The organism is Alterinioella nitratireducens (genome assembly GCF_013155465.1).
Taxonomy (GTDB): domain Bacteria; phylum Pseudomonadota; class Alphaproteobacteria; order Rhodobacterales; family Rhodobacteraceae; genus Alterinioella; species Alterinioella nitratireducens.
Window position 1 is genome coordinate 39,364 of record NZ_JABJVX010000013.1, and the last position, 13,283, is coordinate 52,646.

Below are 13,283 nucleotides of genomic sequence, written 5' to 3' on the forward strand. Positions count from 1 at the left end.
CTTTCTTGATGGCAGGAACTGTGGATCAGGGCGCCCAATGCACCGTGGCCCCGTTCAGGACGGCGCGCACGGGGGCCTCGCTGACGGGCAGGCTTTGGGCGCGTTCCAGCGCCGCGCGCTTGGCGTCGCCGGTGATCACGATATGGGTGGAAACGGCGGCCGACAGCACCGGCGCGGTCAGGGTCACGCGGGGTTCTTCCGCCCCCGGCGCGCGCATCGGCATCAGGACAGCACGCGAATCGGAGAGCGCATCCTCCAGCCGGTCGGCACCGGGAAAGAGCGAGGCGGTGTGCATATCCGCGCCCATGCCAAGCAGCAGGATCGTGATCGGCAGATGCGGGCGCAGGCTTTCGCTGAGGCTCTCGATCGCCTCCTCGGGCGTCTCGACCGGCGCGTAAAGCGGCACCAGATGCGCGGCGGCGGCCTTGTCGGTCAGCAGCCGTTCGCGGATCAGCCTTGTGTTGGAGCGTGGATTATCCTCGGGCAGCCAGCGTTCATCGCTGAGAAAGACGCTGACCCGGTCCCAGTCCAGCGACTGCGCGCTGAGCACGTCGAAGATCGGCCCCGGCGTGGTGCCGCCGGGCACGCAGAAGCTGACCCGTTCGTCGTCGGACAGAAGATGGCTGTTGATCTCGGAGGCCAGCGCGTCGGCGACATCCAGCATCATCATTTCGCTGTCGGGATATTCCTTGAGGTTCATTATTCCGCGATCTCCCTCCATCTGCGCCCGTCGCGATGCAGCAGCATCAGGGCGTCTTCGGGCCCCGCCGTGCCGGGCTCGTATTGTAGCGGAGTATCCTCGGCCTTGGTCCAGGACGCAATGATCGGATCGGTCCAGGCCCAGGCCGCCTCGACCTCGTCGCCGCGCATGAAGAGGGTCTGGTTGCCCCGGATCACATCCATGATGAGGCGTTCATAGGCATCGGGCACATCCGCCCCTTCCGGTCCAAGCGCATCGGCAAAGGTCATGTCGAGCGGCACCTCGACCAGGCGCATCCCCCCCGGCCCCGGTTCCTTGATCGTCATGCGCAGGTCGATGCCTTCATCGGGTTGCAGGCGGATGGTCAGGATGTTGCTGCGCGCGTGGTTGCCTTCCGAGAAGATGTTATGCGGCGGTTCCTTGAAATGGATCACGATCTCGGACATGCGCGCCTTCATCCGCTTGCCGGTGCGAAGGTAGAAGGGCGTGCCGGACCAGCGCCAGTTCGACACGCGCACCTTCATCGCGATGAAGCTTTCGGTCAGGCTGTCGGGGTTCTCGGCATCCTCGCGGTAGGAGGCGGTCTCTTTCGCCGCCTTGTATTGCCCGCGCACGATATCGGGTTTCTCGACCGGATCGAGGGCGCGGATGACCTTGAGCTTCTCGTCACGCACCGCATCGGGTTCGAACCGGGCGGGCGGCTCCATCGCGGTCAGGCACAAAAGCTGCATCAGGTGGTTCTGCACCATGTCCCGCATGGCACCCGAGCGGTCGTAATAGGCCCCGCGCCCGGCCGTTCCGACGGTCTCGGCCACGGTGATCTGCACGTGATCGACGAATTGCGCGTTCCAAAGCGGCTCGAAGAGGACATTGGCGAAGCGCACCGCCATCAGGTTCTGCACCGTCTCCTTGCCCAGGTAATGGTCAATCCGGTAGATCTGCGTCTCGTCGAAATGGGCGGCGAGCGTGGCGTTGAGCGCCTTCGCCGTTTCCAGATCGCGACCGAAAGGTTTCTCGACCACGATCCGCGCCCCTTCCCGCGCGATGTCATGGGATTTGAGGCGTTCGGCGAGCGCGCCGAAGAGGCTGGGGGCGACCGAGAAATAGAAGGCCTGGGTGACATCCTCGCGCATGAGGTCGGCAAGATCGTGCCAGCCGCCCTCGCCGGTCGCATCGACCGGCACATATTCGAGGCATTGCAGGAAGGCCTCGATCTTCTCGGGGTGTTTCTTGCTGTCATCGACAAACTCGATGATGGCATCGCGCACGGAGGCGCGCCAGGCGGCGCTGTCCTGATCCGAGCGCGCGGCCCCGATGATGCGTGCGCCCTCGGGCATCTGTTCGGCCAGGTAACGACGGTAGAGACCGGGCAGGATCTTGCGCCGGGCCAGATCGCCGGTGCCGCCGAAAATCACCAGGTCGAAATCATCGACCGGAATGACGCGAGAAACCATGGGTGCCATCCTTTCAAGGGTGCGTGGCGGGTCGATGTTAGCGCTACCATAAATGCGGTCGCATTAGCAAGATGCGAGCCGGATCGGGGGCGCTGCCCCCCGTTGCCCTGCGGGCACCGTCCCCCGAGGTATTTTCGGCAAAATGAAAGCAGGGCGGCGGCGCGTTAAGGTTAACGGGGCATGGCTCAGGATCGGTTTATCATGACGCAGAGCAGTTCGAACAGGACCGAGGCCCCCAGATAGGCGGTGCCGCCGGATTGGTCGAAGGGGGGCGAGACCTCGACCATGTCGGCCCCGACAATGTCGAGCCCTTGCAGCGCGCGCACCACCTCCAGCGCCTCGAAACTGTTGGGGCCGCCCACCTCGGGCGTGCCGGTGCCGGGGGCAAAGGCGGGGTCTATGAAGTCGATATCATAGCTGACATAGGTGGGCGCGCTGCCCACGATCTCGCGCGCCTCTTCCATGACGTCCGTGTAGCCGCGCGCGAAATATTCGCGGATCGGAATGAGGCGGATGCCGACGGATTTGGCGAAATCCACGTCCTCGGCATCATACATGGTGCCGCGAATGCCGATCTGGACCACGCGCCTGGGGTCCAGCAAACCTTCCTCCACCGCGCGCCGGAAGGGGGTGCCATGGGTGTACATCTTGCCGTTGAAATAGGAGTGGAAGAGGTCGGTATGGCTGTCGAAATGCACCATGCCAAGCGGGCCCTCCGCGGCCAGCGCGCGCAGCACCGGCAACGTGGTCAGGTGATCGCCGCCCGCCGTCAGGGGCCGGATGCCCTTGGTTTTCAGGATGGTGTAGAAGGCGGTGATCCGCTCCATGCTGTCCATGAGATCGGCGGGATTGGGGCCGACATCGCCCAGATCGGCGCAATTGGCGGCTTCGAAAGGCCGGATGCCCGTGGCGTCGTTCTGCGCCCGGATCATGGTCGACATGTCGCGGACCTGGCGCGGCCCATGACGCGGACCGGGGCGATTGGTGGTGCCCGCATCCCAAGGAACGCCCACCAGCCCGATCTCGACCTCGTCGATTCGTGCATGATCCAGCCCCACCTGCGGCAGGCGCATGAAGGAGGGCACACCGGCAAAGCGCGGCAGGTCGAAGCCCGAGACGGGATGGAAGAACGGATCGGACATCTGGGGCACCTCGGTTGGACGGTTCGACGCGAAGCTAGCGCGGATCGGTGCGCGCGTCACCCCGGGGGTCATGCCTCCAGCTCGGCATCCCAGTAGAGAAAATCGAGCCAGCTTTCATGCAGGTAGCCGGGCGGGAACTTGCGGCCTGAATTGCGCAGCTCCTCGGCCTGGGGCCGGCGCGGCGGTTTGCGCAGGGAAAGCCCTGAGCGGCGCAGCGATTTCGACCCCTTGCGCAGGTTGCATTTCGAACAGGCGGCGACGACGTTTTCCCACGATGTGATTCCACCCGAGGCGCGCGGGATCACGTGATCGAAGGTCAGGTCGCCCCTGGCCCCGCAATACTGGCAGGAGAAGTGATCGCGCAGGAAGAGGTTGAAGCGGGTAAAGGCGACGCGCTTTTGCGGTTTGACGTAATCCTTGAGCACGACAACGGACGGGATGCGGATCTGCACCGAGGGTGAACGCGCCACCTCGTCATATTCGGCGATGATCTGGACCCGGTCGAGCCAGGCCGCCTTGACCGCCTCCTGCCAGGGCCAGAGTGACAGCGGATAATAGGAGAGCGGCCGGTAATCGGCATTGAGCACCAGGGCCGGGTGATGCTTGAGCCCGCCGGGGCTGTGGGTGAACTCGGATCGGAAACTCGTCTCGGTCGGTATCTGCATCTTGGCGGTTTGCCTCTGCTCAATCGCCCCCGAAAGGGCCGGTCATCCGAGCGGGTGCCACGCGCCCATGCCTGAAATGGACTATATATGGGGAAACGAGTCTGGCAAGAGGCTAGGTTTGGACAAGACGCAATCGGTTTCGACGCCTGCGGCGCCGATCCGTGGGGGGCTGTCTGCCCCCCACACCCCCCGAGGATATTTTCCTGAACAAAGAAGGGCGCTCAGGCGTCCTGGTCGAGGCCGAGGCATTGGCGAGTGAAGGCCAGCGCCACGGACAGGCCATCGGGCGCGATGCCGTGGCCGGTGCCTTTCATGACATGGGCATAGACATCGACGCCCGCGCCTTGCAGCGCCTCGGCGGCCTCGGGCAGGCTTTGCGGCGGCACCACGTCATCGGCATCGCCATGGATCAAGAGGACGGGCGGGCGGGCGCGGATCTCGTCGGCGAGCAGTTCCGGTTCCATCAACCGGCCCGAAAAGCCGACGATGCCGGCGAAGGGCGTGTCGCGGCGCAGGGCCACGTGCAACGCCATCATGGTGCCCTGACTGAACCCGATGATAACGACGCGGTCGGGGGTCAGGTCTTCCGCCTCCAGCATCGCGTCGAGGAAGGCATCGAGTTCGGTCGCGGCGCGCGCCATGGCCGCGGCGGCCAGATCCTCGGGCGAGCCGTCGAGCCAGGGGATCGGGAACCACTGGAACCCCATCGGGTTCACGGTCGAGCGTTCCGGCGCATCCGGGGCGACGAAAACCGTGTTCGGCAGGTGCTGCGCCAGCGGATCGGCGAGGCCGAGCAGGTCGTTGCTATCGGCGCCATAGCCGTGCAGGAAGATCACCAGGCTGTCGCCCTGCCCCGATGCAGCCGCGCGGCGGCCAAATTCAAGTGTGTTGCTCATCTGATGCCGTCCCTCTGTTTCGCCACGCGGTAGTAGGCCCAAAGCGCGCGCGCGGCAACCGATCGCCAGGGCGACCAGCTTTCGGCCATGTCGCGCAGCGCGCGCTCCCTCGGGCGCGCGGGCAGATCGTAGAGCAGCCGCGCGGCCTCTTGCAGGGCGAGATCGCCCGGCGCGAATATATCGGCGCGGCCAAGCGAGAACATGGCGTAGATCTCTGCGGTCCAGGGGCCGATGCCGGGAACGGCGGTTAGCGTGGCGATGACCTCGGCGTCGGAGGCGCGGCGCAGGGCGGTATAGTCGATGCGCGCCCTGGCCAGCGCGCTTGCATAGCGGGCCTTCTGGCGGCTGAGGCCGGGGGCGCGCAGCCCGTCCTCGCTGGCGGCCAGGATGCGGTCGGGATCGGTTAGCCCCGCCGCCTGCATCCGGGCCCAGATGGCGCGGGCCGAGGCGGTCGAGACCTGCTGGCTGATGATCGCGGAGAGAAGCTCGGCGAAGCCGTCGGGGCGGCGGCGCAGGGGAAGCGGGCCGGTCTGCTGCAAGGCGTGCCCCATGCGCGGGCAGGCGCGCGCCAGCCAGGCCGCGCCCTCGGCCACGCAGGCGTCGGTCTCGATGATGCGTCCGACCATGGGAACTCCGGCTTCGTCACTGGAAGGGGAGGCTGTCACAGGTGGGCCGGATTGCCAATGCCGATGCCGAACTGTTCAGAATCAACGGGATGATCCGCGATACTGTGCAGGGGCGCACAGCCGGACCGGGGCCGGAAGGCTTCCCTTTCGCACCGATCGCGGCTAGCGATCTTGCCATGACCGAGATCGCCACCCCTGCCCCCGACGACACCCGCGCGCGCCGCAACGTGGCGGTGCTGGTCGCGGTGCAGGCGATCCTGGGCGCGCAGATGCCGATGGTGTTCACCGTGGGCGGGCTGGCGGGGCAGATGCTGGCCCCGAACCCGTGCCTGGCGACGCTGCCGATCTCGCTGATCGTCTTCGGCTCGATGACCACGGCGCCCTGGATCTCGGCGGTCATGCAGCGCTTTGGCCGCCGGACCGGGTTCTTCATCGGGGCAGGCGGCGGCGCCCTGGGCGGTGCGGTCTCGGCCTATGGGCTTTACGTCGACAGCTTCCTGATCTTCCTTCTGGGCAGCTATTTCACCGGCATCTACATGTCGGCGCAGGCCTTCTACCGCTTTGCCGCCGCCGATGCGGCCTCGGACGATTTTCGGCCCAAGGCGATTTCCTACGTCATGGCCGGTGGCCTTGCCTCGGCCCTCATCGGCCCGCAACTGGTCAAGGTGGTGGGCGATGTCAGCGTGATTCCGTTCCTCGGCGTCTATTTTGCAATCGTGATCCTGAACGCAGGTGGCGCGCTGCTCTTCCTGTTTCTCGATCTGCCGCGACCGAAGCCGCGTCTTGCCGACGATCCCACGGGGCGCAGCCGTCGCGCGCTTCTGCGCGACCCGAAGATCCTGACCGCGATCATCGTGGGCATGGTCTCCTACGCGCTGATGAACCTGGTGATGACCTCGACGCCGCTGGCCGTGGTTGGCTGCGGCTTCGATCGGAACAATGCCGCCGATGTGGTCTCGGCCCATGTGCTGGCGATGTACGTCCCCTCCTTCTTCACCGGCCACCTGATCGCGCGCTACGGCGCTGAACGGATCATGGCCATCGGCCTGACCATCCTGGCCGGCGCGGGGCTGGTGGCGCTGTGGGGCGTCGAGCTGGAGAATTTCTTTGGCGCCCTGATCCTTCTGGGCGTGGGCTGGAATTTCGGCTTCATCGGGGCGACCGCGCTGCTGACGGCCAGCCATGCCCCCGAGGAGCGTGGCCGGGTGCAGGGCATGAACGACGCCATCGTCTTTGGCTTCGTGACGCTGGCCTCGCTGGCCTCGGGCGGGTTGATGAACTGCTCGGGCGGGTCGGTGGCGGCGGGCTGGACGGCGGTGAACTTGGCCATGGTGCCGTTCCTGGCGCTGGCGGGTGGGGCGCTGATCTGGCTCTGGCTGCGCCCGAAAGAGGCGGTATGAGGCGCGGGCGGGGACGGATTTCTAAACGAAATCCGGCCTCCGGCGGAGGTATTTTCCGCAAAATGAAAGCAGGGCGGGGCGTCAGACCCGACCCGTGAGCTGCGCCTTGAGCAGGCGGGCGCGGCGGGCGAATTCGCTGTCTTCCAGGCGGCCCCCGGCGACACGCGCGGGGTCGGATTGCGCCGCAAGGAGGATGGGGCCGGTGCGCCAGAGCGCGAGCAGGGCGGCGCGGGCGGGCCTGGCGATCCGCGATTGGGCGGCGCGGCCCTCGTGCCATTTTTCCAGGCCGCGCCTGGCCAGCGCGCGCACGCCATCGGGTGTGCCATCCAGCAAGGGGATACGGTTGCGCGCCTCAAGCTCCGGCACCGCGCGCAGGAGGGCCGCGATCCCGGCGGCGAAGGCCATCGCGCGGATCGGGCCCTCAGCGGCGGCATCCGCCCCGAGCGCTTGCGCCGCGACCCAGGCCAGGTTGCCGGAGGTCGCATCGAGATAGGCGTCGAAATGGGCCTGATCCTCGAAGGCGTCCTTGTAGATATCCCACCGCCGCGCGGCAATCAGCGCGTCGAGTTGCGGCGCGGCGGAGGCCGACAGCGCCTCGGAGAGCGGGGCCGCGACCTCATGCGCGCGCGGGGCCGCCCCCTGCCCCATCTCCTCGACCACGTCGCGCCAGAATTGCAGGCGCATCTCGGCGATCATCGGCTCGGAGACCATCCAGGGCGCGCGGGCAACCTCGAGGTTGAAGGCGTAGAGCGGAAAGAGGATCCGGCGCGCGGGGGGCGGCGCGGCCATGGTGGCCAGGAACCTGTCGGGGTCGCCGCGTCGGACCAGGTCTGCGCAGGCTTGCAGGGTCATGCAGGGGTGACCACGGATAGAAGGTAGCCGAATTCGCCGCGATGCGCGCGCCAGATGCGGGCCTCGGCCTCGGTCTCGTCCAGAACCGACATCAGGGCGGCATCTGCACCGGGTCGCAGGCTGGCGATGCGGCGCTCGATGGGGCCGTAATAGCCCTCCCATGCCGCGTCCGAGAGCAGCCGGGTGGCCACGATCCTGTAGGCCGCCGCCGTAACCCGTTCCGCGATCCCGTCTGCATCGGTCATGTCAGGGTAGTCGGCCCAATTGTCGCGCACCGCTGCAGAGGGGCTGCCGGTCAGGTAGACCGCGTCGGAAAAGGCGATGTGGCCGCCGGGGGCCAGTGCGGTGTGCCAGGCGGTCAGGCAGTCCGTCACGCCTTCGATATAGGCGGCACCCGCGCACCAGATCAGGTCGAAGGGGCCGAGGGCGGCGGGATCGGGCAGGCCATCCTCGGTGGCAATGAGCCGCCCCTGCCGGATCGTGACCCGCGGATCGCCCGCAAACCGGGCGGCGGCATCCTCGACAAAGGGCTGGTGCAGGTCGAAGCCGATGAGGTTCGCCTCCGGGGCCGCGAAGAGGAGCGCGGGAATATCGGCCCCCGGCCCGCAGGCCGCCTCGCAGATCCGCGCGTCAGGGGCGAGCCCCGCCATCTCGGCGGCCCAGGCGACATCGCCGCGTTCGCCGGGGCCTTCGCGCGGCAGGTCGCGATGCAGGGTGAAGAAGGGCGACCGGATCATGGCTTGGCCCCCTCATGCACCAGCTTCCAGGTGATCGCATCCAGCAGCGCCTCGAAACTCGCATCCACGATATTGGGGCTGACGCCCACGGTGGACCAGCGCCGCCCGGTCGAGTCCTCGCTGTCGATGACGACCCGGGTGACGGCCTCGGTGCCGCCTTGGGTGATGCGGACCTTGAAATCGACCAGGTGGATGTCGTCGATGAACTGCTGGTAAGGCCCCAGATCCTTGGCCAGCGCCTTGGAGAGCGCATTGACCGGCCCGCGATCCGACCCCGTCTCATCCATCGACTCGCTGACCGAGAGCATTTTCCGGTCCCCGATCTTCACCACCACCACGGCCTCGGACAGGCTGACCATCTGGTTGCGCTTGTTCTTGCGGCGTTCGACCGTGACCTTGTAGCGCTTGACCTCGAAGAACTGCGGTAACGCCTCGAGCGCGCGGCGGGCGAGCAGCTCGAAACTGGCCTGCGCGGTGTCATAGGAATAGCCCTGGTCCTCGCGGTCCTTGATCTCGTCCAGGATCGCGGCAAGCGCCGGATCGCCGGGCGCGACCTCGATCCCCGCCTCGGCCAGGCGGCGGCGGAGGTTGGATTGGCCGGCCTGGTTCGACATCGGGATGATGCGGGCATTGCCGGTCAGGTCGGGATCGACATGTTCATAGGTCGAGGGGTCTTTCAGGATCGCGCTGGCATGCAGCCCCGCCTTATGGGCAAAGGCCGAGGCCCCCACATAGGCCGCCTGCCGCATCGGCACCCGGTTGAGGATGTCGTCCAGCGTGCGGCTGGCCCGCGTGAGGGTTTTCAGCGCGTCCAGCGTGATGCCGGTTTCATAGCGGCTGGCATAGGGTTCTTTCAGAAGAAGCGTCGGGATCAGCGCGGTCAGGTTGGCATTGCCGCAGCGTTCCCCAAGCCCGTTCAGCGTGCCCTGGATCTGGCGCGCGCCCGCCTCCACCGCCGCAAGACTGCCCGCGACGGCGGTTTCGGTGTCGTTATGGGTATGGATGCCCAGATGCGCACCGGGAATGTCATCCGCGATGACCGCACGGGTGATCTCGGCGATCTCGGCGGGCAGCGTGCCGCCATTGGTGTCGCACAGCACGATCCAGCGCGCCCCCGCATCATGCGCCGCGTGCAGGCAGGACAGCGCATAGGCGGGATCGGCCTTGTAGCCATCGAAGAAGTGTTCCGCATCGAACAGCGCCTCGCGGCCCTGGGCCACCAGATGCGCGACGGACCTGGCGATGTTGTCGAGGTTTTCCTTGAGCGTGATGCCAAGCGCGGTTTCGACATGGAAAACATGCGTCTTGCCGACGAGGCAGACGGATTTGGTCCCGGCATTGAGGACGGCGGCCAGAACCTCGTCGTTCTCCGCGCTGCGCCCGGCCCGCTTGGTCATGCCGAAGGCGGTCATGCGCGCGCGGGTCTGCGGTGCCGCGTCGAAAAACGCGCTGTCGGTGGGGTTCGCACCGGGCCAGCCGCCTTCGATATAGTCGAGGCCGAGCGTATCCAGCATCTCGGCGATCTGGGTCTTCTCTTGAGTCGAGAACTGCACGCCCTGGGTCTGCTGACCGTCGCGCAGGGTGGTGTCGTAGAGGGTGAGGCGGGTTTTGGTCATCGGGTGACCTCATGGACAAAGGGCAGCCCCCGGCAGCGGGTGGGGGTGAAGCCCCCGCCCATGGGGGCGGTCGGGGGCTGCCCGGCTTGTGGCCGGGCGGGGCATGTGATGGGGGTGCTCATTTCAGGGTCTCCAGGTTTCGGAGGATTTCTGAGGCAATTACCCCGAGGTAGCGATCAGCCGCTGCTCCAAAATCAAGCTCTCCATTATTGCCAATCAAGTCGCCAAATATCTCGTTTCTCATCGCCGGAGAGAGAGAGCTCATATAGTCGTGAACATCATCAATTGACGTGCTAGGTTGCACTTTTCCGTCAGGCAGGTCTTTGATCGTGACCCCCTTCGCTTTCAAACTATCTCTAATATAATCAGCAAGTTGATAGTCACGTTCTTCCTTAGCGATCCGTCGACGTTTCAGCAGTTCTGTTAGTTTGTCGTTCGCTGAATAGTGTAGCTTGCGCCGCGAATACCATCCCCCCATTCCTTCCTGCAGCAACCCAACAAGGCGTGCATTAAACAAGAGCGCTCTTGGCTGAGACTCCAATTTCCTGAGAGCAGATATTGCCAATGGTGTGTTCAGATCATCGCCCAAAGCCGCGAGAACAGACTCATTCGCGGTATTTGCCGGAACCACATTCTCCGTAAGCGTACGCCATTTGAAGAGTGTTTGCGCGGCTTTTTCCGCTTTCGCCTCCGTCCAATCCATTGGTTTGCGATAATGCGTCTGCAGGAACACGAAACGGATCACTTCTGCTGGCACCTTCGGTGCGCCATCTTGACCATCCAGCAAATCCCGCACCGTGAAAAAGTTGCCGAGCGATTTCGACATCTTCTTGCCTTCAACTTGCAGCATCTCGTTATGCATCCAGTAACGGGCAAACTCCCCCTCGGGATGCGCGCACTTACTCTGCGCGATCTCGTTCTCATGATGCGGGAATTGCAGGTCCAGCCCGCCGCCATGGATGTCGAAACTGTCCCCGAGCAACTCGTGGCTCATCGCCGAGCACTCGATATGCCAGCCGGGACGCCCCCGTCCCCAAGGCGAGTCCCACCCCGGCAGGTCATTGCTCGACGGTTTCCACAGCACGAAATCCATCGGGTTCTTCTTGTAGGGCGCCACCTCGACCCGTGCGCCCGCGATCATGTCATCGACCGAGCGGCCCGAGAGCTTGCCATAGCCTTCCCGCCAGCTGTCGACGGAAAAGAGCACATGGCCCTCGGCGGCGTAAGCGTGGCCCTTCGCCACAAGGTCTTCGATCATCGCCACCATGGGCGCGATGAACTCGGTCGCGCGCGGCATCTGGTCGGGTTCCAAGGCCCCGAGCGCGCCCATATCGGCCAGGTACCAGTCGATCGTTTCGTCGGAGCGTTCATGCACCAGATCCTCGATCGAGCCCTTGGCCCCCGCCTCTTTCCGCGCCAGGGCCGTCGCGTTGATCTTGTCATCCACATCGGTGAAATTGCGCACATAGGTGACGTGTTCGGCCCCATAGACATGGCGCAGCAGCCGGTAGAGCACATCGAACACCACCACGGGCCGCGCATTGCCCAGATGGGCACGGTCATAGACGGTCGGCCCGCAGACATACATGCGCACGTTCTTCTTATCGAGCGGCTCGAACCGCTCCTTCTGGCGGGTTTTCGTATTGTAAAGCGTGATCTCGGTCATAGGCGTGTCCTCGCGCGCGGGATGCCCGGCGGGGGTAGCAACTTAGAACCTCGGATGGAAGTAAGGAAACGGACCCGCGCGGACAGATGTCAGCCGGTAATGCAGCAGGGAATGGTCTTGGTGCGGGTCATCGGCGGATGGTAGCGTGATCTCCATGATCTGCCAAGCATTTCCAACATGACCCGCACCATCCGGGGCAATCTGACCGGGAAATTTCAGGCCAGGCCGGCCCCGCGAGATTGACAAATCCGGCGCGGGATGCGCCCTTGCCCCGGACTTTGGCGTAAGGGGGCGAAACATGCGGCAATCACATCGGATATCGACGCTGAACGGCGATGCCAAGGATGATGGCTGGGGCCTCTTCAACCTCGCGCGGGCGCGCATCGCGCAGGGCGCGGAGATCATCGAACTGACGCAGGGCGAGCATGATATCGGCACCGACGCGCGTATTCTGGAGGCGATGCACGCCTCGGCGATGCGCGGCGTGACCGGCTATTCGCCCGTCCCCGGTCTGCCCAAGCTGCGCGAAGCGGTCGCGAAACGCCTGAGCGAACGCACCGGCGTTGCCACCACCCCCGACCATGTCCAGATCACGCCAGGGGGGCAGGCGGGGCTCTTCGCGGCGCATAACGCGACCTGCGATCCGGGCGACCGGGCGCTCTATATCGACCCCTATTACGCCACCTATCCCGGCACGTTGCGCGCGGTCGGCGCGGTGCCGGTGGCGGTCGAGGCGCGGTCCCGGCATGGGTTCCAGCCGCGGGCGGAGGCGATTGCGGAAAAGGCCGAGGGCGCGAAATCGCTGCTGGTCAACACGCCCAACAACCCGACCGGGGCAGTCTATGGCATTGAAACGCTTGAGGGAATCGCACGGGTCACGCAGGATCACGACCTCTGGCTGATCTCGGACGAGGTCTATGACACGCAGGTCTGGGAAGGGGAACATATCTCCCCCCGCGCCCTGCCCGACATGGCCAAGCGCACGTTGGTCGTGGGCTCGATGTCAAAAAGCCACGCGATGACCGGCTCGCGCCTGGGATGGGTCGTGGGGCCGCCCGAGGTGATCCAGAACCTGACCTTTCTGGCCAATGCCACAACCTATGGCGTGCCCGGTTTCGTGCAGGAGGCGGGGTTGCACGCCCTCTCGTTAGGCGTTGATCTTGAAGAGGAAATCGCCGCCCCCTTCCGTCGCAGACGGGCCATCGTGCTGCGGCTGGTCGAGGGGCAGAACGTGGTGCGCGCAATCCCGGCGCAGGGCGCGATGTACACCATGCTGGACATCCGCGCGACGGGGCTTTCGGGCGAGGCGTTCGGGCGCGAATTGCTGGATCACGAGGCCATCGCGGTGATGCCGGGGGAAAGCTTCGGCCACGCCGCGGCGGGGCATATCCGGCTGGCGCTGACCACGGATGACGCCAGACTTGAGGATGCTGTGGCCCGCCTTCTGGCGCTGGCGGGACGTCTGGCGGAACGAAATTCCTGACAGGTTTGTCCGCTTTTTCGACATCCACGCCCGTTTTTCGGCGTCA

The 13,283-nt window shown here is 65.5% G+C and carries 12 protein-coding genes; 2 read left to right on the forward strand and 10 right to left on the reverse strand.

Going from position 1 to position 13,283, the window contains the following annotated elements; all coding sequences use genetic code 11:
• Positions 1–25 precede the first annotated feature (25 nt).
• From pgl to HNS34_RS16945, 6 genes are all read right to left on the reverse strand, one after another.
• Positions 26–700 carry a 6-phosphogluconolactonase gene (pgl, locus tag HNS34_RS16920; RefSeq protein WP_172321279.1) on the reverse strand — a complete coding sequence of 225 codons (675 nt, stop codon included), beginning with the start codon at positions 698–700 and terminating at the stop codon, positions 26–28.
• Entirely contained in the window at positions 700–2,154 is a 1,455-nt protein-coding gene (gene zwf / locus HNS34_RS16925; protein ID WP_172321280.1) for a glucose-6-phosphate dehydrogenase, read from the reverse strand. Before zwf ends, pgl begins: the two co-directional genes overlap by 1 nt.
• A gap of 185 nt (positions 2,155–2,339) precedes the next feature.
• Complete coding sequence (gene speB, locus HNS34_RS16930) at positions 2,340–3,296, reverse strand: agmatinase (RefSeq protein ID WP_172321281.1); 957 nt, start codon at positions 3,294–3,296, stop codon at positions 2,340–2,342.
• 68 nt (positions 3,297–3,364) lie between these two features.
• Positions 3,365–3,961 (reverse strand): HNH endonuclease, encoded by a 597-nt coding sequence (locus tag HNS34_RS16935; RefSeq protein ID WP_172321282.1) that lies wholly within the window; start codon positions 3,959–3,961, stop codon positions 3,365–3,367.
• 221 nt (positions 3,962–4,182) lie between these two features.
• Positions 4,183–4,857, reverse strand: coding sequence for an alpha/beta hydrolase (locus HNS34_RS16940; protein WP_172321283.1), 675 nt, complete (start codon positions 4,855–4,857; stop codon positions 4,183–4,185).
• The gene (locus HNS34_RS16945; protein ID WP_172321284.1) at positions 4,854–5,483 is read right to left on the reverse strand and encodes a DNA-3-methyladenine glycosylase family protein; all 630 of its coding nucleotides are present in this window, start codon (positions 5,481–5,483) and stop codon (positions 4,854–4,856) included. Before HNS34_RS16945 ends, HNS34_RS16940 begins: the two co-directional genes overlap by 4 nt.
• A gap of 176 nt (positions 5,484–5,659) precedes the next feature.
• Here HNS34_RS16945 and HNS34_RS16950 point away from each other — a divergent pair, with 176 nt between their 5' ends.
• Positions 5,660–6,883 (forward strand): MFS transporter, encoded by a 1,224-nt coding sequence (locus HNS34_RS16950; RefSeq protein WP_172321329.1) that lies wholly within the window; start codon positions 5,660–5,662, stop codon positions 6,881–6,883.
• Positions 6,884–6,964: 81 nt separating this feature from the next.
• Here the strand turns inward: HNS34_RS16950 and HNS34_RS16955 are convergent, their stop codons facing one another.
• The 4 genes from HNS34_RS16955 to cysS all read right to left on the reverse strand — a co-directional run bounded on the left by HNS34_RS16955 (position 6,965) and on the right by cysS (position 11,754).
• Positions 6,965–7,735, reverse strand: coding sequence for a squalene/phytoene synthase family protein (locus HNS34_RS16955; protein ID WP_172321285.1), 771 nt, complete (start codon positions 7,733–7,735; stop codon positions 6,965–6,967).
• Positions 7,732–8,472, reverse strand: a complete 741-nt coding sequence (locus HNS34_RS16960) for a class I SAM-dependent methyltransferase (protein ID WP_172321286.1) — start codon at positions 8,470–8,472, stop codon at positions 7,732–7,734. The genes HNS34_RS16955 and HNS34_RS16960 overlap by 4 nt, the downstream gene beginning before the upstream one ends.
• A complete protein-coding gene (cimA, locus tag HNS34_RS16965; protein ID WP_172321287.1) occupies positions 8,469–10,088 on the reverse strand; it encodes a citramalate synthase in 1,620 nt (539 codons plus the stop codon). Before cimA ends, HNS34_RS16960 begins: the two co-directional genes overlap by 4 nt.
• Positions 10,089–10,206: 118 nt before the next feature.
• A complete protein-coding gene (cysS, locus tag HNS34_RS16970; protein WP_172321288.1) occupies positions 10,207–11,754 on the reverse strand; it encodes a cysteine--tRNA ligase in 1,548 nt (515 codons plus the stop codon).
• Positions 11,755–12,052: 298 nt separating this feature from the next.
• Between cysS and HNS34_RS16975 the strand changes: the two genes are divergently transcribed.
• Positions 12,053–13,237, forward strand: a complete 1,185-nt coding sequence (locus HNS34_RS16975) for a pyridoxal phosphate-dependent aminotransferase (RefSeq protein WP_172321289.1) — start codon at positions 12,053–12,055, stop codon at positions 13,235–13,237.
• The last annotated feature ends 46 nt before the right edge of the window (positions 13,238–13,283 follow it).

Excerpts from the sequence above, each read along its gene's own strand:
- pgl (WP_172321279.1), bottom strand. The coding sequence starts at position 700 with ATGAACCTCAAGGAATATCCCGACAGCGAAATGATGATGCTGGATGTC.
- zwf (WP_172321280.1), bottom strand. The coding sequence starts at position 2,154 with ATGGTTTCTCGCGTCATTCCGGTCGATGATTTCGACCTGGTGATTTTC.
- speB (WP_172321281.1), bottom strand. The coding sequence starts at position 3,296 with ATGTCCGATCCGTTCTTCCATCCCGTCTCGGGCTTCGACCTGCCGCGC.
- HNS34_RS16935 (WP_172321282.1), bottom strand. The coding sequence starts at position 3,961 with ATGCAGATACCGACCGAGACGAGTTTCCGATCCGAGTTCACCCACAGC.
- HNS34_RS16940 (WP_172321283.1), bottom strand. The coding sequence starts at position 4,857 with ATGAGCAACACACTTGAATTTGGCCGCCGCGCGGCTGCATCGGGGCAG.
- HNS34_RS16945 (WP_172321284.1), bottom strand. The coding sequence starts at position 5,483 with ATGGTCGGACGCATCATCGAGACCGACGCCTGCGTGGCCGAGGGCGCG.
- HNS34_RS16950 (WP_172321329.1), top strand. The coding sequence starts at position 5,660 with ATGACCGAGATCGCCACCCCTGCCCCCGACGACACCCGCGCGCGCCGC.
- HNS34_RS16955 (WP_172321285.1), bottom strand. The coding sequence starts at position 7,735 with ATGACCCTGCAAGCCTGCGCAGACCTGGTCCGACGCGGCGACCCCGAC.
- HNS34_RS16960 (WP_172321286.1), bottom strand. The coding sequence starts at position 8,472 with ATGATCCGGTCGCCCTTCTTCACCCTGCATCGCGACCTGCCGCGCGAA.
- cimA (WP_172321287.1), bottom strand. The coding sequence starts at position 10,088 with ATGACCAAAACCCGCCTCACCCTCTACGACACCACCCTGCGCGACGGT.
- cysS (WP_172321288.1), bottom strand. The coding sequence starts at position 11,754 with ATGACCGAGATCACGCTTTACAATACGAAAACCCGCCAGAAGGAGCGG.
- HNS34_RS16975 (WP_172321289.1), top strand. The coding sequence starts at position 12,053 with ATGCGGCAATCACATCGGATATCGACGCTGAACGGCGATGCCAAGGAT.